The sequence below is a fragment of the Bradyrhizobium sp. 1 genome, from assembly GCF_023073315.1.
In the GTDB taxonomy this organism is placed as follows: Bacteria; Pseudomonadota; Alphaproteobacteria; order Rhizobiales; family Xanthobacteraceae; genus Bradyrhizobium.
Genome location: NZ_JADPJH010000018.1, coordinates 566,573 through 584,253 on the forward strand (window position 1 = coordinate 566,573; position 17,681 = coordinate 584,253).

The window sequence follows — 17,681 nt, forward strand, 5'->3', positions numbered from 1 at the left end:
GGGATCAGCTGAGCGCCACGTTGACCGCCGATTCCGGCAGCTCCGCATTGAAGCAGCGCTGATAGAACTCGGCGACCAGGGGACGCTCGAGCTCGTCGCATTTGTTGAGGAAGGTGACACGGAAGGCAAAGCCGATGTCGCCGAAGATGTCGGCGTTCTCAGCCCAGGTGATCACCGTGCGCGGGCTCATCACCGTCGACAGATCGCCATTGGCGAAGGCGTTACGGGAGAGATCGGCGAGGCGCACCATCTTGTTGACGATGTCGCGACCTTCCGGAGTGCGATAGTGCTTGGCCTTGGCCAGCACGATCTCCACTTCCTCGTCATGGCTGAGGTAGTTCAGTGTGGTGACGATCGACCAGCGGTCCATCTGGCCCTGGTTGATCTGTTGGGTGCCGTGATAGAGGCCCGAGGTGTCGCCGAGGCCGACCGTGTTGGCGGTCGAGAACATGCGGAACGCCGGATGCGGCTTGATCACCTTGTTCTGGTCGAGCAGCGTCAGGCGGCCCGAGACTTCGAGCACGCGCTGGATCACGAACATCACGTCCGGACGGCCGGCGTCGTATTCGTCGAACACCAGCGCGATGTTGTGCTGGAGCGCCCAGGGCAGAATGCCGTCGCGGAACTCAGTGACCTGCTTGCCGTCGCGGACCACGATCGAGTCCTTGCCAACGAGGTCGATACGGCTGATGTGGCTGTCGAGGTTGACGCGCACGCAGGGCCAGTTCAGGCGGGCCGCGACCTGCTCGATATGGGTGGATTTGCCGGTGCCGTGATAGCCTGTGACCATCACGCGACGGTTGCGGGCGAAGCCGGCGAGAATGGCGAGCGTGGTGGCACGGTCGAAGCGGTAGTCGGAATCGACTTCGGGCACATGAGGATCGACTTCGGAATAGGCCGGCACTTCGAGATCGCTGTCGATCCCGAACACCTGGCGCACCGACACCTTCATGTCGGGCATTCCGGAAACTTCCTCAACTTTGGACGTGGCGGCGGTCGTCATCAATCCTCCGAGGTCCCGGGCGATCCCGAGACCAGTTATTTGCACGTTGGCTGCGGCTGGGTGCGCCTGCGAACCTAGCAGAGACAACGTGCGGGCAGAAGCCCGCGCCCCAATCAAAGTTCCGTTGTCTTTTCATTTAGATAGGTGAGGAACGCAGTTTTTGGAGGGCTGCCTTGCGAATCACGCTTGAATTTCGGGCGGGGGAACGGCCCTGCCCATCCGAATGGCACTTTCGCCGCCCCTCCTTACTTATGTAGGGTCTAAGCCCCTTGGGGCCTGAACCCTTCTGAACCCATCTGAACCCTTGGACCCTCCGCCGACACGAAAGACGTCGTGACATCCTTCCTTGATCCCCTCATCGCCTTCGTTTCGGCCCATGCGTGGCTGGCCTATCTGACCCTGTTCCTGGCGGCGCTGCTCGAAGCCGTGCCGGTGGTGGGGTCGGTCATCCCCGGCTCGACCATCATCCTGGCGCTGAGCGCGCTGGTTCCGGGCGGGGAGCTGACACTGCAATGGGTGCTGTTGGCAGCCGCGCTCGGCGCGGTGCTGGGCGACGGCTCGGCCTTCTGGATCGGGCACCGGCAGCAGCGCGAGATCCTCAACACCTGGCCGCTGACCAATTATCCGCGCGTGGTCGCGGAGAGCGAGAGCTTCTTCCACCGCTTCGGCACCTGGGCCGTGTTCTTCGCGCGCTTCGTGCCGCCGATCCGCGCCTTCGTGCCTGTTACCGCCGGCGCGCTCGGGATGCCCCCTGCTCGCTTCTACGCGATCAACATCCCGGCGATCCTGGTCTGGGCGCCCGCGCACGTGCTGCCGGGCGTGCTGGCCGTATCGGCGCTACATGAATATGCCGGGCCGCATCACGGGCATCCGTTCAAGCACATGTGGATTTTGACCGTGGTCGGCGTCGCGATCGTGGTGGGCGTGGCGGTCTGGATCTATCGCCGGCGGAATGGCGGTGGTGTCGCGGCGGCGAAGCCGCAGATCTAACCTCGGCAAGGCGCGCTTCCCTCAAGGCCTATTGAGAAGCACCCACAGCCGCGAGATTCGACCGCTCTCGATTTCGGCCACGTCGGCCCCCGTGACCGCGACTGGACCATGCTCGGGCCCTGCGCGCCAGGCCAGATGTGCCAAGCCGTGATGCCCGACGGCCGCGCCATCGGGCACGAATCTGAACGTCGGCCCGAACTGTTTCAGAAGATCTCCAGCGACGCGCGATATGTCAGCCCGTCCCCGGACGATATTCGTCGGCTCGTACATGACGGGCTCTTCGACGAACAACTCGGCTATGGCCGCTTGCCGTTTGTCCTCGTCCCGCTCGTTGAATACGCGCTCGATATTTGACCGAAGCAGATGGTCGAAATCGATATCACCGGTTGTCATATTGCAGCCTTTCCTCACATTGTTTGTCGGGACGCGTTTTCAACGAAGCGATCAGCCGAACTTGACCAGGTTCAGCGCTGGAAGCGGGCCACCCGGAAACTGGGTCAGCCTGGCACCGATCGCGAGCAAGCCAAGATCGATGCCAAAGAATCCGAGCTGATCGATCAGCGCGCCGACAGCGGCCTTAGCCCCGGCATCGTCTCCCGAATAGAACAGCACCCGCTTGCCGCCGTCACTCGCGGGATCGGTTGCGAGGAGTTCTGCCAGCAGATGATTGAATGCCTTCACCACCCGTGAGCCGGGCACCAGATCGGCGAAGACTTCCGACGAGGCGCGACCACCGAGTTCGGCCGGCTTGAATAGCGGCGCCTCGATCGGATTGTTGGCGTCGACGACGATGCGGCCGCCGAAGGGCGGCAGGCCGGCGAGCGCGTCGGGCAGCTTCGACCAGTTGACCGCGACGAACACGATATCTTTGGCCGCTGCCTCCTCGCGGGTGCCGGCAGTCACGAGCGGACCGATCTCAGCCACAGTTGCCGCCAGACTCTCCGGACCCCGGCTGTTGGACAAGGTCACGACGATGCCCTTGCGCGCAAATGCCTGGGCGATGGCACGGCCGATATTGCCCGCGCCGATGATGCCGATAGTGGACATGGAATATCTCCGAGATGTTTTTGAATCAGATCGACTGATCGATGGCGTAGACATGGCCCCAACATTCCCCCTTGATTAGGGAGGTATTGGCAGTAAGATTTTCAACGATTACTTATGAATGAGCTGATGGAAACGCTGGCTAACCTGGAATCCTTCCTCCGCAGCGCCGAATGCGGCAGCTTTTCGGAAGCAGCTCGGCGTCTCTCGGTGACGCCTGCTGCGGTTAGCCGCAATGTCGCGATGCTGGAGCGCAATTTGGGCGTCCGGTTGTTTCACCGGTCGACGCGAAAGCTGACGCTGACCGAGGCCGGCGAAACGTTCTGCGCCGCGATCGCAGACAATCTCCAGGGGCTGCAAGCAGCGATTGCCGCGATATCGGCGGGCAGCAACGAGCCTGCAGGCCTTCTCAAAGTGAGCCTCCCGCCGACGTTTGGTGCAGCCCATATTCTGCCGCTGCTTCCTGGCTTCCTGGCCCTTTATCCGCGGATTCGCGCTGAGTGGCACTTCGAGAACCGTCAGGTCGATCTCGTCGGCGAAGGCTATGACGCCGCGATCGGAGGCGGATTCGAGTTGCCCCCCGGTGTTGTGAGCCGAACACTTGCGCCGGCGCATATCGTCGCCGTGGCGTCGCCAGCCTATATGTCGGGGCGAAAATTCCCGAACAGCCCGGACGAATTGTCCGCGCTGGACGGCATCGTCATGCGCTCGCTGCAAACCGGGCGTACCCGACACTGGTCGATGCGAGACCTTTCGGGTCGGGAAGTTCTGGCCTCGCTCTCCGAGGTGATCGTGCTCAACGATCCCGCGGCAATGCGCGAGGCGGCATTATTGGGGCTCGGGGTCGCCATGCTCGCGACCACCGACATTCTTCCCGCACTCGAAAATGGTTCGCTGCTGCGCCTCGTGCCGCGCTGGTACTGCGACGCCGGCGCGATCTCGATCTATCATGCCTCGCGCAAGCTGGTGCCCGCCAAGACCAGAGCCTTCGTGGACTGGGTAACAGATGCATTCAGGAAGAACAGGCTCGCCCAGCGCTTCGCTGGAAGCTTGAGCTAGCCCTTCGAATCCGCCATCGCAGCCCGCCGCCCCGGCGCAGGTCCCACATAGCGCGCCCGCGGCGCCGGCGCATGTGCTGCCGGGTGTGCTGGCGGTGACGGCGCTGCATGAATATGCCGGCCTGCCGCACCACGAGCATCTCGGCAAGCACATCTGGATGCTCAGCGTGGTCGGCGTCGCGATCGTTGGGGGGCTGGCGATCTGGACCTTTCGAAGAAGGCGCGGGAACGGCAGCGGCGTCGCTGCCGCGAAGCCACGGGCGTAGCGGCCCTGCAAGATCTCTATCGGCGAATCTCGACTCCGGTAGCCGTTGTGGCCATTCAGTTCGCCAGGCGATGCTTACTCATTCGCAGGGCGACGACCACGCCCTCCTCTGACCAGTCAAAAGCAATGGTGCCGCCGAGCTGGGAGGCCATACTTCGGTGCACCATCTTGCTCCCAAAGCCTTCCAGCTTTGTGGGAGGGACGACAGAGGGGCCGCCCCGTTCGGTCCACACCACCGCCACGTCGTCCTCGTGAGCGTTGCACGAGACATCCAAGGTGCCGCTCGAAATCGATAGCGCACCATATTTCGCCGAGTTCGTTGCCAGTTCGTGGATCACCAAGGCCAGCGCCGTGCTCGAAGTCTCTCCCACGTTGATCTTTGGGACCGAGACGCGAATACGAACGCTGGCTCCCTTTTCGTCATACGGCGCAAGCAGGACGGAAATGAGATCACCCAGAAGTGTGGCTCCCGTCTTCCGACCAGGGACTGGACGAATGAGATCCTGGGCGCGTTCCAAGGCCATTAGACGACTGGTCAGCTCGTGGACCATGTCTTCCTTTGTTTCTGCCGAACGTGACGTAATTTGCGTGAGAGCCGTCGCAATGGTCAGAAGGTTTTTGACCCGGTGGCCCATCTCACCCGCCAGCAATTCGTTGGCTTCCTCGGCCTGCTTGCGTTGGGTGACATCAAGGAAGATGCCGAACATAATCCGGTCCGTTATGTCGGCGTCATCGCCCTGGCCTCGAGCGGAGATCCAACGAACATCACCGTTGGATAGAACCCGAAAATCAATCTCATAAGCCCCCACGACCGCTCGCGTCGCTGCAAATGCTGACCTGACCCTTTCGAGATCGGCAGGGTGGATGTTCCTGGACAGTATTTCGAACGTGATTTTCCGTTCACTCTTGGGAACCTCCCAAAGGTCATAAGCGGCCTCATCCATGGTGATGGCGTCAGTATCAACGTTCCAGGACCACAATGCGACCCCTGCGGCGCGCGTTGCGGCCCGCAGGTGTTTTTCGTGCCATACGGGCATCATCGCGTCTGTGGGAGACATCGCGCTTGTTGCCGCTAACGTAAGGGGACTGCTTCGGGCGGCACCGCGACGGAGCCAAGCGGCACATCCAAAGAATAGATGAATCCACCCGGTTCGTAGGCGAGTTGCACCCGACCGGTCAGTTGTTGGCCGAGCGACTCCATCATTCGGGTGCCGAAGCTTCGCCGCGTCGGGGGCTCGACCGCTGGACCTCCTCTTTCCGTCCAGACCAGGCGGAGTCGCTGCTTCAGCTCGTCTATTGTCCATGCAATCTCGACGCGACCTGCGGGAACCGACAACGCCCCGAATTTGGTGGTGTTGGTGCACAGTTCGTTGAAGGTCATGGCGAGCGCGATGACCGCTGCGGAGGTGATCCTGATATCCGGTCCGTTGAAATGAAAGCGTCTGTCGCCCTGACCGTCATAGGGCTCCGTCGCGCTGCTCAGCGTGTGAGTAAGGCTGGCATCTGCCCAACTGACCTGCATCAGCAGGTCGTGGGCTCGTCCCAATGCAGCGAGCCTGCCTTCCATTGCCTTCTGTCCGTGCTCGATACTGGGGGCAGCGCGGAAGCTCTGGGACGCAATAGCGCTGACCATCGCCAGAGTATTCTTGACCCGATGATGGAGCTCGCCGAGGATCAGCTTCTGCAATTTGTCTGCGGCCTGTCGCTGCTCAGCATCGATCCCGGCCTGGACAAGGAGCGCCTGCGCGTCAATTCCGGCCTGTTCGAGTAGCAGGCGAAGGCTGTCGTTCTCCGCGGAAAGGACGGCATCCTGCGCGGGCGGGGACGCCGAATCAGCCGTCGCCGGGACGTCAAGCGCGTGATCCGTCCAGTTGGTTGGACCGGGAACGATCCTGAGTGCACCCGCGCCCACCATTTTCTGCAATTCGGCAATCATTTGTGCGACGCCGAGCGGTTTGCCGAAGAAGCGGCTGTTCTCCGGCCTTTCCGCGTCAGATGGCTTCACCTGACCTGAAACCAGTATGATCTTGATCGAAGGCCAGCGTTCGTGCACCGCATGGGCGAGTTTCAGGCCATCGATGCTTCCGGGCATCTGAATGTCTGTGAAGAGCAGCGAAATGTCGGAGCGGGACTCAAGAATCGATATTGCCTCGTCGGCATTGACGGCCTCGACCGGGTGAAAGCCGGCATCCTCCACGATGTCGACTGCGCGCATGCGCAGGACCATCTCGTCCTCGACGACAAGCACATTCGGCACCGAACCTGGATCTGCTGACATGGATGGCCTCACTCTTTCGAAGGGAGCGGATGGATTGGTCCGGAAATGTTTCGCGATTGCCGAAGACGACTTGCCTGGGCACTCTGCGGCACGGCGCGGTCCGCGATTGCTGCGTCCTGGGCACCAGAACAACAAGCATTCGCAGATTCCCTCACCGCGTCATCTTCGATGAACGGATGAGAGACTCCGGCCTATCGGCGGGCGGTCACAAGACGAGCTTCCACGATCTTGCCTCCCAAGCGCCTGTCTTGCAAACAAGGAGCTGAGAAATCGGGCCAGATCTGTGTTGAGCAATTCGAGGCTGCAGCCCGGAGTTCAAGCCGGTCCCCTTTCGCTATCGCGACGACCTCACTCGATTGCACCGTGGGGGTAAAGCCCGGTAGAGCGATAACCAAAGCTCCGAGGAGCGAGAACATCGCCATCGCCAAGAGTAATCTGACCATTTTGGGCTGCTGACTTTTTGGATCTTCGGCCCCGCCACTTTCGGGGGCCAACATGACAACAACCATAATGAATGATGGTTCCATTTGAACAACTTATATTTGTTCTGCGCATCCACCATCCTTGTTGAAGCTCAAAAGACGCGGCAACACAGCTGCGCCGCAGGCTGACATTTGCAGAGCGAACGAATTCAATGGACATCGCAACGCAACAAGCGCCTAGTTCCGCCATCACCGCGCTGCCTTATGGCTCATATCGGTGACTGAGAGTCCGGTAATGCTCCCGCCCAATGCTTGGAAGGAGTGGCTATGACCTGGCTTATCAATGAATCCCCAACACTGTACGAACGCCTTGCTGTCGAACACAAGCGCATTGAAGCGGCGATCGCCCTTCTCGCACCCGGACCGAAACGCAACGATCTTTTGCAGAAGCTTCGGCAGCTTGATGTCGCCGCGCAAACCAACGAATGGCTGTCGTCTCCAGGCTTGCGCGCCCCACTCTAAGAAAGAGTTGAGGCCGCCTCGGCAGGCGGCCTCAGCACCCTTGGCTAGCTCCTCGTCCCTCATCCGCATACTCGGTAAGACATCCCAAATTGCGCAAGCGTCTTGGGGCGGTTCTGGCCGCCGCCGGTACCGTCCGTCCCAAGTTGATCTGACTTCGGGCCTACGTCGTACTATGGCGCGAGGGAACCAAATTCCTGACCTCACCTTTGTTAGATTCAGGCGGCCCGGTTGGCTGCCGCCTGCGTGAAGCAGGGCGGCCTATGTGTAGGAAATGCGACGACATCGACCAGAGGATCGCGCGCTACCGGCGCATCGCATCGCGAATTAGCGATCAGCTTGCCCAAGACGGAATCGCTGCGCTGATCGAGAAATTGATAGCGGAGAAAGCCGCGCTTCATTCCGAAGCCAAGGAGGAATGAAGACGCCTCAGGCGGCGCTCAGCTTCCGGGCGGCCGACCGTCGCCCTTCCGCGGGAACCTTTAAAGGCGCACGGCCAGCCGCGACAGTGCGACGTCATATTCCATCAAGGGCATCGACGTGCAGGTCGATAGGTCGTCTGGACTATGGGTACATGTCCTAATCCTTGGGCGCCCCCACTCTCCGCCCCGGAGCCGGCCCCACATACCTTGCCCGCGGCCGGATCAGCTTGCCAAACTGCAATTGCTCGCTGGCGTGTGCGATCCAGCCCACGCTGCGGGCCATCGCGAACAAAGCGAGCTCGCTGCCAACCGGCAGGCGCAGCGCGTGCACGAGGACCGCGAGCGCGTAGTCGATATTGACGAGCTCGCCGGTGGCTTCGACGATTCTTTCAGGCACTTCGCGCGTGAATTTTCGCGGCGCGCCGGCGCGGGAGAGCGCGTTCAGCAGCGATTGCGCGCGGGGATCGCCGCGTTTGTAGACGCCGTGGCCGAAGCCGGCGAAACGCTCGCCGAGCGCGACGCGCTCGCGCACCATCGGTCCGACATCGCGATCGACCAGTGTCTTGACGAGCTGCGAGGCCAGTACACCGGCGCCGCCATGCTTGGGGCCTTTCAGCGCGGCGAGGCCGGCGATGACGGAGTCGTAGAGATTGAGGCCGGTCGAGGCCGCGCAGCGCGCGGTGAAGGTGGACGCGTTCAATTCGTGATCGGCGAGCAGCACCAACGTGCGCCGGATCAGATCTGGCGCGTGCTTGTTGTCGGGCGCCCAGGCTTTTGCGATCTGCTGATGCAATGGCTCAGCCGACGGCCCGGCATTGAGCATGGTCGCGACCAGCAGCCGGACGATGCGGCCGCCGACCATCGCCCGGCCGTCGGGCGCGCGCGTGAAGGCGCGGGGATCGGCGCTCGCGGCGAGCGCCAGCACGGCGATGGCGCGGTCGATCGGGGCTGCGCGTCGCGCGGCCTCACCAATCGCGCGCATCTCGTCGGAAATCTCGGGCTGATTGTCCTGGTCGAAGGGATCGACATCGGAGACGTCCCACAACAGCGTTGCCGTGTGCTCCAGCGTGTCGTTTTCGGCGAGATCGACGCAATTGACGCCCCGGTAGATCGCGCCCTCCTCGGTGATGGTCGATATCTCCGTATCCATGACCGGCAGATCGGCATCGAAGCTGCGCAGGCCGCGCGGCTCCGGCGACGGCACCCGACGCTCCTTCAGCCCGCGGACATCCTCCGCGCGGTAGCGGTTTTTGCGCGAGTCCGGCGTCGGCTCGGACCGGATCAGGCCGCGGCTGACATAGGCGTAGAGCGTAGCCGGCGAGATCGCCAGCTCGGCGGCGGCTTCCCGGGCGGAGAGGTAGAGTCCGTCGGAATTTTTCATATTGATTTATGTAATCAAGATTGATCAACCTGTCGAGAGGTCCGATTTTCCCCTGGTGCAGTGCAAAGGAGATTTGGGCCATGAACATCCACCTCACCAAAAGCCAGATCGGGCTGGACGGCGTTCCCGCGGCCGAGACCGTGCTGAGCCATGTCGACGGCGAGCGCGGCGAGCTGATCATCGCCGGCGAGCATGTCGGCCGCCTTGCCGCCAAATCGAGTTTTGAGGGCGTCACCGCCCGGCTCTGGAATGGCGCGAGCCAGAGCAGCTTAAGCGAAGCCAATGTGCGGGCGGGTCTCGGTGCGGCCCGTGAGCGCGCCTTCGCGCGGCTGGACGAGTTGCTACCGGCGACGCGCGGCATGGGCATCGTCGACGGCTTTCGCGCGGCGGTCGCCGGCCTTCGCGCCGAGCACGGCCTCGCGCACGAGGCGACCATCGTCGGCGCATTTCCGGTAATCGCCGGCGCGCTGGTCCGCCGCGCTAAAGGTCTCGATCCGGTCGCGCCAGATCCGAATGTGAGCCATGCCGCCGATACGCTGCGCATGCTCCACGGGCGCGCGCCTGAAACACGCGAGGTCACCGCGCTGGACGCCTATCTCGTCACCGCCAGCGACCACGGCATGAACGCCTCGACCTTCACCGCGCGCGTGGTGGCCTCGACGCAAGCCGATCTGTTTGCCGCGGTGACCGCGGGCTATTGCGCGCTGACCGGTCCGCTGCATGGCGGCGCGCCGGAACCGGTGCTGGAAATGCTCGATGCGATCGGCTCGCGCGAGCGCATCCAGCCCTGGGTGGATGCGGCGCTGGCACGCGGCGAGCGGATGATGGGCTTTGGCCACCGCGTCTATCGTGTGCGCGATCCGCGCGCCGACGTGCTCAAGACCGCGATCGAGGCGCTGGCGTCCAACGGAGCCGACCTGCCCTTTGCCGGCGAGGTCGAGTCCTATATCCGCAGCGCGCTGCGCAAGAAAAATCCGGAGCGGCCGCTGGAAACGAATGTGGAGTTCTTCACCGCGATCCTGCTCGATGCGCTGGCGATTCCACGGCAGGCGTTTACGCCGATCTTCGCAGTGGCACGGAGCGCGGGCTGGACCGCGCATGCACGCGAGCAGCAGCGGACGGGGCGGTTGATCCGGCCGAACTCGTCCTATGTCGGGGCGATGCCGGAGGGGTGAGGACTCGTAGGGTGGGCAAAGGCGCGCTTACGCCGTGCCCACCATCGATCCGAAATTGCAACAGAAGTGGTGGGCACGCTTCGCTTTGCCCACCCTACGATACTTTCAGTGAACACGCGGATGGAGACCCCTCATCCGGCGCTTCGCGCCACCTTCTCCCACAAGGGGAGAAGGGAAGAAGAAAGGCAGCGAGGCCCTAGGCTTCCCGCACCACCGTCTTCAGATAATTATACGCCTTGATGATCTCGATCAGGCGATCCTCGGTCGAGCGGTCGCCGCCATTGGCGTCGGGGTGGTGCTGCTTGACCAGCGCCTTGTACTTGGACTTGACGTCGGCGAGCGTGGAACTGGGGCCGAGGCCCATGACCTGGAGCGCCTTGCGCTCGGCGTTCATCACCTTGCGCGTCTCGGCCTTGGGCTCGGCGGCATCGGGACTCTTCCGCCAGCCGGTCCGGCCGTTGAGCTCCTGGAACATGCTGAACGGATCGAAGGCGCCATCGATCTCGGATTCCGCGCCCTTCTTGACGCCGCCATTGGCGCCCATCTTCCAGGTCGGACGGTGGCCGGTCAACGCGTCCTTCTGGTAGCGCGCGACGGCGTCGGCATTCATGCCGGAGAAGAAATTGTAGTTTTGGTTGTACTCGCGCACGTGGTTCAGGCAGAAGTGCCAGTACTCACGCTGGTTGTCGCGACCCTTGGGCGCACGATGCGCGCCCTTGTTCTGACACCCGGTCCATTCGCAATTGGCCACGGTGTCGCGCGGCTTCACCTCCGGCTGCTTGCCTTTCGGCTTGACCCGGATGGAGTCGAAGAACTTTGATGAATCGATCGGCATGACCAACTTTGACTACGCAATGCAAAAACCTTCAAGTCTTGACATTGCAATTAGATCGATACCCCGGGCATTGACGGGGTGTGATGACGCGCCTTAATGGCGATCATGGTTATGAAAGACACTATCAGCAACAAGTTGCAGGAAGCTTTCACGCCCGAAAGCCTGCAAGTCGTCGACGAGTCACATTTGCATGAAGGCCATGCCGGCCATCGGCCGAGCGGCGAGACGCACTTCCGCGTTTATATCGTGTCTGCCGCCTTCAAAGGGAAGAGCCGGGTCGACCGCCACCGCATGATAAATGCGGCGCTGGCCGCGGAACTCGCGGGCAGCGTGCACGCGCTGGCGATCCACGCGCAGGCGCCGGGGGAAGGATAACCGCCGTCATGCCCCGCCTAGTGCGCAATTGCGCACGGGGGCGGGGCTTCCAGTAAACACCGGCATCGAGATTCAATCGATAGGCCGCAGGGTATTGGATCATCCGCCCCAGTGCGCAAGTGTGCACAAGGCGGACGATGACAGCTTGATCTGCGTCAAAACGACGTCCCGGCCCGCCTTGGCTTGGCCTCTTCCATCTCGGCATCGCGCGGCACCGGTGAAATACGGAGCGCGGTGATGCGGTTGCGTTCGCGGCGAAGCACGCGGAAGCGGAAGCCGTGGAAGGTAAAACTCTGGCCGCGGTCGGGGATCGATTGCGCCTCGTGGATGACGAGGCCCGCGACCGTGGTTGCCTCCTGATCGGGCAGACGCCAGTCCATGGCGCGGTTGAGATCGCGGATCGGCACCGAGCCGTCGACCACGACCGAGCCGTCCGGCTGGGCGCGCACGCCCGCGACAACGACGTCATGCTCGTCGGAGATGTCGCCGACGATCTCTTCCAGAATGTCTTCCAGCGTCACGAGACCTTCCACTTCGCCGTACTCGTCGACGACGAGCGCGAAATGAGTTTTTCGGCGCCGGAAGGCCTTCAACTGCTCGGACACGGGCCGCATCTCCGGCACGAACCAGGGCGGCAGCGCGATGGTGGAGACGTCGATGCGCGAGGTATCACCGTCGGCGGCGCGGATCGCGCGCAGGAGATCCTTGGCATGGAGTACGCCGATGATGTTTTCCGGCTTCTCGCGCCAGAGCGGAATGCGGGTGTATTCGGTCGCCAGCACCTCACGCACCAGCTCCTCCGGCGGCAGATCGGCGTTGATCATCATCATCTCGGTGCGATGGATCATGACGTCGGAGACCTGGAGCTCGCGCAGGTCGAGCAGGCCGCCAAGCATGTCGCGGTCCTGCTTCTCGACCTTGCCCTCGTGATGCAACAGGTCGACCGCGCCGCGCAGGCGCTCGGTCGGCGACAGGATCGCCTGGTGCTCGCCGGCAAGGCCGAACACGCGCATCAACAGCCGCACGATGACTTCCACGATCCGCAGCAGCGGACCGAGCACGTACATCGTCAGCCGCATCGGGCGCGCGACCGCGAGCGCCATGCGGTCGGGCGCGTTGATCGCGATGGTCTTGGGCAGCACTTCGGCGAAGATGACCACCAGCACGGTCATCACGCCGGTCGCATAAAGCACGCCGACATCGCCGAACCAGGACGTGAAGATGCTGGTGGCAAGGGCGGATGCACTGATATTGGCGATGTTGTTGCCGAGCAGCAGCGCGCCGATCAGGCGCTCGCGCATATCCAGCAGTCCCGAGACCACATCGGCGTCGCGGTTGCCCTGCTTGGAGAGCCGCAACATGCTGGCGCGCGAGGCGCCGATCAGTGCGGTCTCGCTCGCGGCGAAGAAGCCCGAGACGAGCAGGCAGAGGACGACGATGGTGAAGCCAAGCCAATCCATGAATCACTCGACAGAGAATCACTCGACAGAAATTCAGCCGCGCATCACGCCTTCTGCGCCAGCTTCTCTTTCAGGAAATCGCGCACCGGGGCCGGCTCGACATCCTTCGCGATGACAGCGCGTCCGACAGCCTCCAGCAGGATGAAGGTGAGCTTGCCGCGCTTGACCTTCTTGTCCTGCGCCATCAAGGCCATCAGCGCGTCGGCATCGGCAAGCCCCTCCTGCGCGAAGCCGGCGATGTCCTGCAAACGCGTCGGCAGACCCGCTTCAACCAGATGCCGCTCGACGCGCGTGGCGTCGGCTTCGCCGATCATGCCGAGCTTTGCCGAAAACTGCGCCGCCAGCGTCATACCGATCGACACGCCCTCGCCGTGGAACAGACGGTCGGAGAACCCGGTCGCGGCTTCCAGCGCGTGCCCAAAAGTGTGGCCGAGATTGAGCAGCGCGCGCTCGCCGGTCTCGCGCTCGTCGCGCGAGACGACGCCGGCCTTGGCGCGGCACGAGGTCGCGATCGCATGCTCGCGCGCGGAGCCGCCCTTGACGATGTCGGAATGATTCTTTTCCAGCCAGGTGAAGAAGGCCTCGTCGCCGAGCACGCCGTATTTTGCGACTTCGGCATAGCCGGCACGGAATTGCCGCGGCGACAGCGTGTCGAGCACGGCGGTGTCGGCGATCACAAGCACCGGCTGGTGGAAGGCGCCGAGCAGATTCTTGCCCTGCGGCGAGTTGATGCCGGTCTTGCCGCCGACGGAGGAATCGACCTGCGCCAGCAGCGAGGTCGGCACCTGCACGAAATCGACGCCGCGGCGCAGGATCGCGGCCGCAAAGCCGGCGAGATCGCCGACCACGCCACCGCCGAGCGCGATGACGAGATCGTTGCGCTCGATCTTTGCCGCGATCAAGGCCTCGCTGACCTTTTCGAGGCCGGCATAGGTCTTCGAGATCTCGCCTTCCTCGACGACGATTCGCGAGGTCGGGATGCCGCTCGCGGCAAGCGATGCTTCAGCCGGCTCGAGCCAGTATTTCGCAACTGTGCGGTCGGTGACGATCGCGGTGCGCACGCCGGGGCGCAACGCTGCGACCCGCTCGCCGAGCGAAGCGAGCACGCCGCGGCCGATGACGATGTCATAGGCGCGATCGCCCAGCGCGACGTCGACGTTGACAGGGTCGGAATGTTTCAAGGGCGCAGTCATCGTACGGCACTCGCGACGTCGGCAGGTGGTTGGGGCGCGGCCTTTTCGCCGCAAAGATGCGCGCGCAGCGTCTCGATGGTCTCATCGACGATTCGGTCGTGCGGCACGTCGCGCGAGGCGATGGTGAGGTCGGCCTTGCCATAGACCGGCTCGCGCTCGATGAGCAGGCGCGTGACAGTTCCTTCGGGATCGGCGGTCTGGAGCAGCGGCCGATCGGCCCGGCGGCGGACGCGGCGCATGATGACGTCGTGGTCCGCCTTGAGCCAGATCGAGATCGCCTTGGCCGCGATCCGGCCCCGCGTCTCCTCGCGCATGAAAGCGCCGCCGCCGGTCGCCAGCACAATGGGCCCGCCGTCGAGCAGGCGCGCGATCACGCGGGTCTCGCCGTCACGGAAATGCGCCTCGCCATGGCGCTCGAAAATCTCCGGTATGGTCATGCCGGCCGCCGCCTCGATCTCGGTGTCGGCGTCGATGAAGGGCAGCTTGAGCCTGAGAGCCATGCGGCGGCCGATGGTGGATTTGCCCACCCCCATCATGCCGACCAGCACGATCGAGCGCGCCCCGAGCGCCGACAGGATGTCGGCCTCGGGCGAAGCTTGGATCGGCAACGCGGCGTCGGACATGGATTCGCTCAATCTGCCGCCAAAGGCGGCACCCTTTGGCCACCTATACGACCCCAAAGGGGGCCTCGCCAGAGGACTCTTGCCACGAAACGGCGAACATGTTGGATGATTTCATTGGTTAATTTGGACGCCTGAGACCTTGCCCGATGCCCAGCCTGTTCCGCTTCCTGACGGCCGTCGCCGTGATCGCCGGCATCGTCTATGGCGTGGTGTTCGCGCTGGCGAATTTCGTCAGCCCGAAGTCGCGGGAAATGACGGTGACGATCCCGCCGGATAAGTTTCTCAAGAAATAGGAGCTAGGCTGCGGGGCATGCGTGCCAGATCTTCCGCAAACAAGCCCTCAGACACGAAACTCGCCGGCCTGTTCCTCGACATGCTCGCGGCGGAACAGGGCGCCGGTCCCAACACGCTCGATGCCTACCGCCGCGACCTCACCGATTTCTCGGAGTTTCTGGGCCGCTCCGGCCACACATTTGCGGACGCGGAGACGCAGACGCTGCGCGACTATCTCGCCGATCTCGACACCCGCGGCTTCAAATCCACCAGCGTCGCGCGGCGGCTGTCGGCGATGCGGCATCTCTATCGGTTCCTGCTGAACGAGCGCATCCGCTCCGAGGATCCCGCCGCGATCCTGTCCGGTCCCAAGCGCGGCCGCGGCCTGCCAAAGGTGCTGTCGATTGCCGATGTCGACCGCATGCTCCGCCGCGCCAAGGAATTGAGCGAGGCGGAAGATGCTTCGCCCGCAAAACGGCTGCGGGCCTTGCGGCTGTATTGCCTGCTCGAGGTGCTCTACGCCACGGGCCTGCGCGTCTCCGAGCTGGTGGCGCTGCCGCGCACGGCGGCCAAGCGCGACGCGCGCATGATCGTGGTGCGCGGCAAGGGCAACAAGGAACGGCTGGTGCCGCTCAACGAGGCCTCGCGGCAGGCGATGGCGGATTACCTCAGCGCAACGGAAGCCGCGAAGACCGAGAAGAAGAAAGACAGCCTCGCCGCCTCGAAATGGCTGTTTCCCTCGTTCGGCGAGAGCGGGCATTTGACGCGGCAGCATTTTGCCCGCGACCTCAAGGAGCTCGCGGTCGCCTCGGGCTTGCAGGCCCGGCTGGTCTCCCCGCACGTGCTGCGCCATGCCTTTGCCAGCCATCTGCTCCACAACGGCGCCGATCTGCGCATCGTGCAGACCCTGCTCGGCCACACCGACATCTCGACGACGCAGATCTATACCCATGTGGTCGAGGAGCGGCTGAAGAGCCTGGTGCGCGATCTGCATCCGCTGGCGGAGAAGTAACGGTTCTCGCGGGCGAAACCGCCTTGACTTCCGCCACATCTCCGCAGAAAGAGCCGTGGCCCCACGGCTGATTTGGCGGGCTGCTCATGAGCACACAGGCCAACTCATTGACGAAGCTACACTTCTTTCCACGACCCCAACCACGCTTCGCTCTCTCGCCCCGTCCCCCTATATTGAGTTGATGCCAGATCAGATGCGCTCCTATCTCGACTTCGAAAAGCCCGTCGCCGAGCTCGACTCCAAGGTCGACGAGCTCAGGACGCTTGCGGCCAACGGCACCGACATCGCCGAGGAGATCGGGAAGATCGAGGACAAGGCGGCGCAGGCGCTGGCCGACCTCTATCTGAACCTGACGCCGTGGCAGAAGACGCTGGTCGCGCGACATCCGCAGCGGCCGCATTTCAACGATTTCATCAAGGGCCTGATCACCGAATTCACGCCGCTCGCCGGCGACCGCAAGTTCGGCGAGGACGAGGCGCTGGTCGCAGGCTTCGGCCGCTTCCGCGGCGAGGCCATCTGCGTGATGGGCCAGGAAAAGGGCGATTCCACCGAGAGCCGCATCAAGCACAACTTTGGCATGGCGCGGCCGGAAGGCTATCGCAAATGCGTACGGCTGATGGAGATGGCCGAGCGGTTCGGCCTGCCGGTGCTGTCGCTCGCCGATTCCGCCGGCGCCTATCCCGGCATCGGTGCCGAAGAGCGCGGACAAGCCGAAGCCATCGCGCGCTCCACCGATGCCTGCATGGCCTTGACCGTGCCGAACGTCGCCATCATCACCGGCGAGGGCATGTCGGGCGGCGCCATCGCCATCACCACCGCCAACAAGGTCTTGATGCTCGAGCACGCGATCTACAGCGTGATCTCGCCGGAGGCGGCGTCCTCCATCCTCTGGCGCGACGGCTCCAAGGCGCAGGAAGCCGCCAACAACATGAAGATTACCGCCCAGGACATGCTCCGCTTCGGGGTGATCGACAGCATTTTGAAGGAGCCGGTCGGCGGCGCCCACCGCGACCCCGCCGCCATGATCGCCACCACGGGCGATGCCATCGCCAAGGCTTTTGACGAGATGCGGGGCCTGGACGGCGACGCCATCCGCAAGCAGCGGCGGCAGAAATTCCTCGATATCGGCCGCAAACTGGGCTGATTCAGGCGGTTTTCCGTGTCCCGGACGCGCTGCAGTGTGAAACGCTGCTGCGCAGAGCCGGGACCCAGAATGCTCCAGAGATCGCTTCAAGCATGGGCCCCGGCTCTGCGTCGCACCGCTGACGCGCTGCGCCGCGTCCGGGGCACGAGAGACCGCCCCGGATCAGCACGGTAACCCCGCGTTAACCCTTTTTTTGCCCAAATCAGCGA

General features: G+C 63.4%; 18 protein-coding genes and 1 pseudogene. 9 read left to right on the forward strand and 10 right to left on the reverse strand.

Going from position 1 to position 17,681, the window contains the following annotated elements; all coding sequences use genetic code 11:
- Nucleotides 1–4: 4 nt before the first annotated feature.
- Entirely contained in the window at nt 5–1,003 is a 999-nt protein-coding gene (cobS, locus tag IVB29_RS15175; RefSeq protein WP_247504158.1) for a cobaltochelatase subunit CobS, read from the reverse strand.
- Between the two features lie 333 nt (nt 1,004–1,336).
- On the opposite strand from cobS, the gene IVB29_RS15180 reads away from it, so the two are divergent.
- The gene (locus IVB29_RS15180; protein WP_247504159.1) at nt 1,337–1,993 is read left to right on the forward strand and encodes a DedA family protein; all 657 of its coding nucleotides are present in this window, start codon (nt 1,337–1,339) and stop codon (nt 1,991–1,993) included.
- A 21-nt stretch (nt 1,994–2,014) separates the two neighbouring features.
- On the opposite strand, the gene IVB29_RS15185 is transcribed toward IVB29_RS15180, so the two are convergent.
- The gene (locus IVB29_RS15185; protein ID WP_247504160.1) at nt 2,015–2,386 is read right to left on the reverse strand and encodes a nuclear transport factor 2 family protein; all 372 of its coding nucleotides are present in this window, start codon (nt 2,384–2,386) and stop codon (nt 2,015–2,017) included.
- Nucleotides 2,387–2,437: 51 nt separating this feature from the next.
- Nucleotides 2,438–3,094 (reverse strand): NAD(P)-binding domain-containing protein, encoded by a 657-nt coding sequence (locus tag IVB29_RS15190; protein WP_256466886.1) that lies wholly within the window; start codon nt 3,092–3,094, stop codon nt 2,438–2,440.
- 72 nt (nt 3,095–3,166) lie between these two features.
- Here IVB29_RS15190 and IVB29_RS15195 point away from each other — a divergent pair, with 72 nt between their 5' ends.
- Both IVB29_RS15195 and IVB29_RS15200 read left to right on the forward strand, forming a co-directional pair.
- Nucleotides 3,167–4,096, forward strand: coding sequence for a LysR family transcriptional regulator (locus tag IVB29_RS15195; protein WP_247504162.1), 930 nt, complete (start codon nt 3,167–3,169; stop codon nt 4,094–4,096).
- A 61-nt stretch (nt 4,097–4,157) separates the two neighbouring features.
- Nucleotides 4,158–4,361: pseudogene (locus tag IVB29_RS15200) on the forward strand (DedA family protein); the annotation flags it as partial.
- A gap of 55 nt (nt 4,362–4,416) precedes the next feature.
- Here IVB29_RS15200 and IVB29_RS15205 read toward each other — a convergent pair.
- Together IVB29_RS15205 and IVB29_RS15210 are read right to left on the reverse strand one after the other, a co-directional pair.
- Nucleotides 4,417–5,418, reverse strand: coding sequence for a sensor histidine kinase (locus IVB29_RS15205; RefSeq protein ID WP_247504163.1), 1,002 nt, complete (start codon nt 5,416–5,418; stop codon nt 4,417–4,419).
- 14 nt (nt 5,419–5,432) lie between these two features.
- A complete protein-coding gene (locus IVB29_RS15210) occupies nt 5,433–6,638 on the reverse strand; it encodes an HWE histidine kinase domain-containing protein (protein ID WP_247504164.1) in 1,206 nt (401 codons plus the stop codon).
- Between the two features lie 749 nt (nt 6,639–7,387).
- On the opposite strand from IVB29_RS15210, the gene IVB29_RS15215 reads away from it, so the two are divergent.
- Complete coding sequence (locus tag IVB29_RS15215) at nt 7,388–7,582, forward strand: hypothetical protein (protein ID WP_247504165.1); 195 nt, start codon at nt 7,388–7,390, stop codon at nt 7,580–7,582.
- Nucleotides 7,583–8,158: 576 nt separating this feature from the next.
- Here IVB29_RS15215 and IVB29_RS15220 read toward each other — a convergent pair.
- Nucleotides 8,159–9,382: a citrate synthase family protein gene (locus IVB29_RS15220; RefSeq protein WP_247504166.1), complete on the reverse strand. Its 1,224-nt coding sequence runs from the start codon at nt 9,380–9,382 to the stop codon at nt 8,159–8,161.
- 80 nt (nt 9,383–9,462) lie between these two features.
- Between IVB29_RS15220 and IVB29_RS15225 the strand changes: the two genes are divergently transcribed.
- On the forward strand, nt 9,463–10,557 hold the full coding sequence (locus tag IVB29_RS15225) for a citrate synthase/methylcitrate synthase (protein WP_247504167.1): 1,095 nt from the start codon (nt 9,463–9,465) through the stop codon (nt 10,555–10,557).
- A gap of 196 nt (nt 10,558–10,753) precedes the next feature.
- On the opposite strand, the gene IVB29_RS15230 is transcribed toward IVB29_RS15225, so the two are convergent.
- A complete protein-coding gene (locus tag IVB29_RS15230; protein ID WP_247504168.1) occupies nt 10,754–11,392 on the reverse strand; it encodes a DnaJ domain-containing protein in 639 nt (212 codons plus the stop codon).
- Between the two features lie 96 nt (nt 11,393–11,488).
- On the opposite strand from IVB29_RS15230, the gene IVB29_RS15235 reads away from it, so the two are divergent.
- Nucleotides 11,489–11,767 (forward strand): BolA family protein, encoded by a 279-nt coding sequence (locus IVB29_RS15235; protein ID WP_247504169.1) that lies wholly within the window; start codon nt 11,489–11,491, stop codon nt 11,765–11,767.
- A gap of 155 nt (nt 11,768–11,922) precedes the next feature.
- Here IVB29_RS15235 and IVB29_RS15240 read toward each other — a convergent pair whose 3' ends face one another.
- Genes IVB29_RS15240 through IVB29_RS15250 form a run of 3 tightly spaced genes read right to left on the reverse strand, consistent with a single transcriptional unit; the run spans nt 11,923 to nt 15,043 of the window.
- Entirely contained in the window at nt 11,923–13,227 is a 1,305-nt protein-coding gene (locus IVB29_RS15240) for an HlyC/CorC family transporter (protein WP_247504170.1), read from the reverse strand.
- Nucleotides 13,228–13,271: 44 nt separating this feature from the next.
- Nucleotides 13,272–14,420: a 3-dehydroquinate synthase gene (gene aroB, locus IVB29_RS15245; RefSeq protein ID WP_247504171.1), complete on the reverse strand. Its 1,149-nt coding sequence runs from the start codon at nt 14,418–14,420 to the stop codon at nt 13,272–13,274.
- Nucleotides 14,417–15,043: a shikimate kinase gene (locus IVB29_RS15250; protein ID WP_247504172.1), complete on the reverse strand. Its 627-nt coding sequence runs from the start codon at nt 15,041–15,043 to the stop codon at nt 14,417–14,419. Before IVB29_RS15250 ends, aroB begins: the two co-directional genes overlap by 4 nt.
- Nucleotides 15,044–15,189: 146 nt before the next feature.
- Here IVB29_RS15250 and IVB29_RS15255 point away from each other — a divergent pair, with 146 nt between their 5' ends.
- From IVB29_RS15255 to IVB29_RS15265, 3 genes are all read left to right on the forward strand, one after another.
- On the forward strand, nt 15,190–15,336 hold the full coding sequence (locus tag IVB29_RS15255; RefSeq protein ID WP_092030859.1) for a histidine kinase: 147 nt from the start codon (nt 15,190–15,192) through the stop codon (nt 15,334–15,336).
- A gap of 17 nt (nt 15,337–15,353) precedes the next feature.
- The gene (gene xerD, locus IVB29_RS15260; RefSeq protein ID WP_247504173.1) at nt 15,354–16,328 is read left to right on the forward strand and encodes a site-specific tyrosine recombinase XerD; all 975 of its coding nucleotides are present in this window, start codon (nt 15,354–15,356) and stop codon (nt 16,326–16,328) included.
- A 181-nt stretch (nt 16,329–16,509) separates the two neighbouring features.
- The gene (locus IVB29_RS15265) at nt 16,510–17,472 is read left to right on the forward strand and encodes an acetyl-CoA carboxylase carboxyltransferase subunit alpha (protein WP_247504174.1); all 963 of its coding nucleotides are present in this window, start codon (nt 16,510–16,512) and stop codon (nt 17,470–17,472) included.
- The last annotated feature ends 209 nt before the right edge of the window (nt 17,473–17,681 follow it).

Excerpts from the sequence above, each read along its gene's own strand:
- IVB29_RS15220 (WP_247504166.1), bottom strand. The coding sequence starts at position 9,382 with ATGAAAAATTCCGACGGACTCTACCTCTCCGCCCGGGAAGCCGCCGCC.
- IVB29_RS15185 (WP_247504160.1), bottom strand. The coding sequence starts at position 2,386 with ATGACAACCGGTGATATCGATTTCGACCATCTGCTTCGGTCAAATATC.
- IVB29_RS15205 (WP_247504163.1), bottom strand. The coding sequence starts at position 5,418 with ATGTCTCCCACAGACGCGATGATGCCCGTATGGCACGAAAAACACCTG.
- IVB29_RS15195 (WP_247504162.1), top strand. The coding sequence starts at position 3,167 with ATGGAAACGCTGGCTAACCTGGAATCCTTCCTCCGCAGCGCCGAATGC.
- IVB29_RS15190 (WP_256466886.1), bottom strand. The coding sequence starts at position 3,094 with ATGTCTACGCCATCGATCAGTCGATCTGATTCAAAAACATCTCGGAGA.
- IVB29_RS15235 (WP_247504169.1), top strand. The coding sequence starts at position 11,489 with ATGGCGATCATGGTTATGAAAGACACTATCAGCAACAAGTTGCAGGAA.
- IVB29_RS15215 (WP_247504165.1), top strand. The coding sequence starts at position 7,388 with ATGACCTGGCTTATCAATGAATCCCCAACACTGTACGAACGCCTTGCT.
- IVB29_RS15265 (WP_247504174.1), top strand. The coding sequence starts at position 16,510 with ATGCCAGATCAGATGCGCTCCTATCTCGACTTCGAAAAGCCCGTCGCC.
- IVB29_RS15225 (WP_247504167.1), top strand. The coding sequence starts at position 9,463 with ATGAACATCCACCTCACCAAAAGCCAGATCGGGCTGGACGGCGTTCCC.
- IVB29_RS15240 (WP_247504170.1), bottom strand. The coding sequence starts at position 13,227 with ATGGATTGGCTTGGCTTCACCATCGTCGTCCTCTGCCTGCTCGTCTCG.
- cobS (WP_247504158.1), bottom strand. The coding sequence starts at position 1,003 with ATGACGACCGCCGCCACGTCCAAAGTTGAGGAAGTTTCCGGAATGCCC.
- IVB29_RS15255 (WP_092030859.1), top strand. The coding sequence starts at position 15,190 with ATGCCCAGCCTGTTCCGCTTCCTGACGGCCGTCGCCGTGATCGCCGGC.
- IVB29_RS15210 (WP_247504164.1), bottom strand. The coding sequence starts at position 6,638 with ATGTCAGCAGATCCAGGTTCGGTGCCGAATGTGCTTGTCGTCGAGGAC.
- IVB29_RS15230 (WP_247504168.1), bottom strand. The coding sequence starts at position 11,392 with ATGCCGATCGATTCATCAAAGTTCTTCGACTCCATCCGGGTCAAGCCG.
- IVB29_RS15250 (WP_247504172.1), bottom strand. The coding sequence starts at position 15,043 with ATGTCCGACGCCGCGTTGCCGATCCAAGCTTCGCCCGAGGCCGACATC.
- xerD (WP_247504173.1), top strand. The coding sequence starts at position 15,354 with ATGCGTGCCAGATCTTCCGCAAACAAGCCCTCAGACACGAAACTCGCC.
- aroB (WP_247504171.1), bottom strand. The coding sequence starts at position 14,420 with ATGACTGCGCCCTTGAAACATTCCGACCCTGTCAACGTCGACGTCGCG.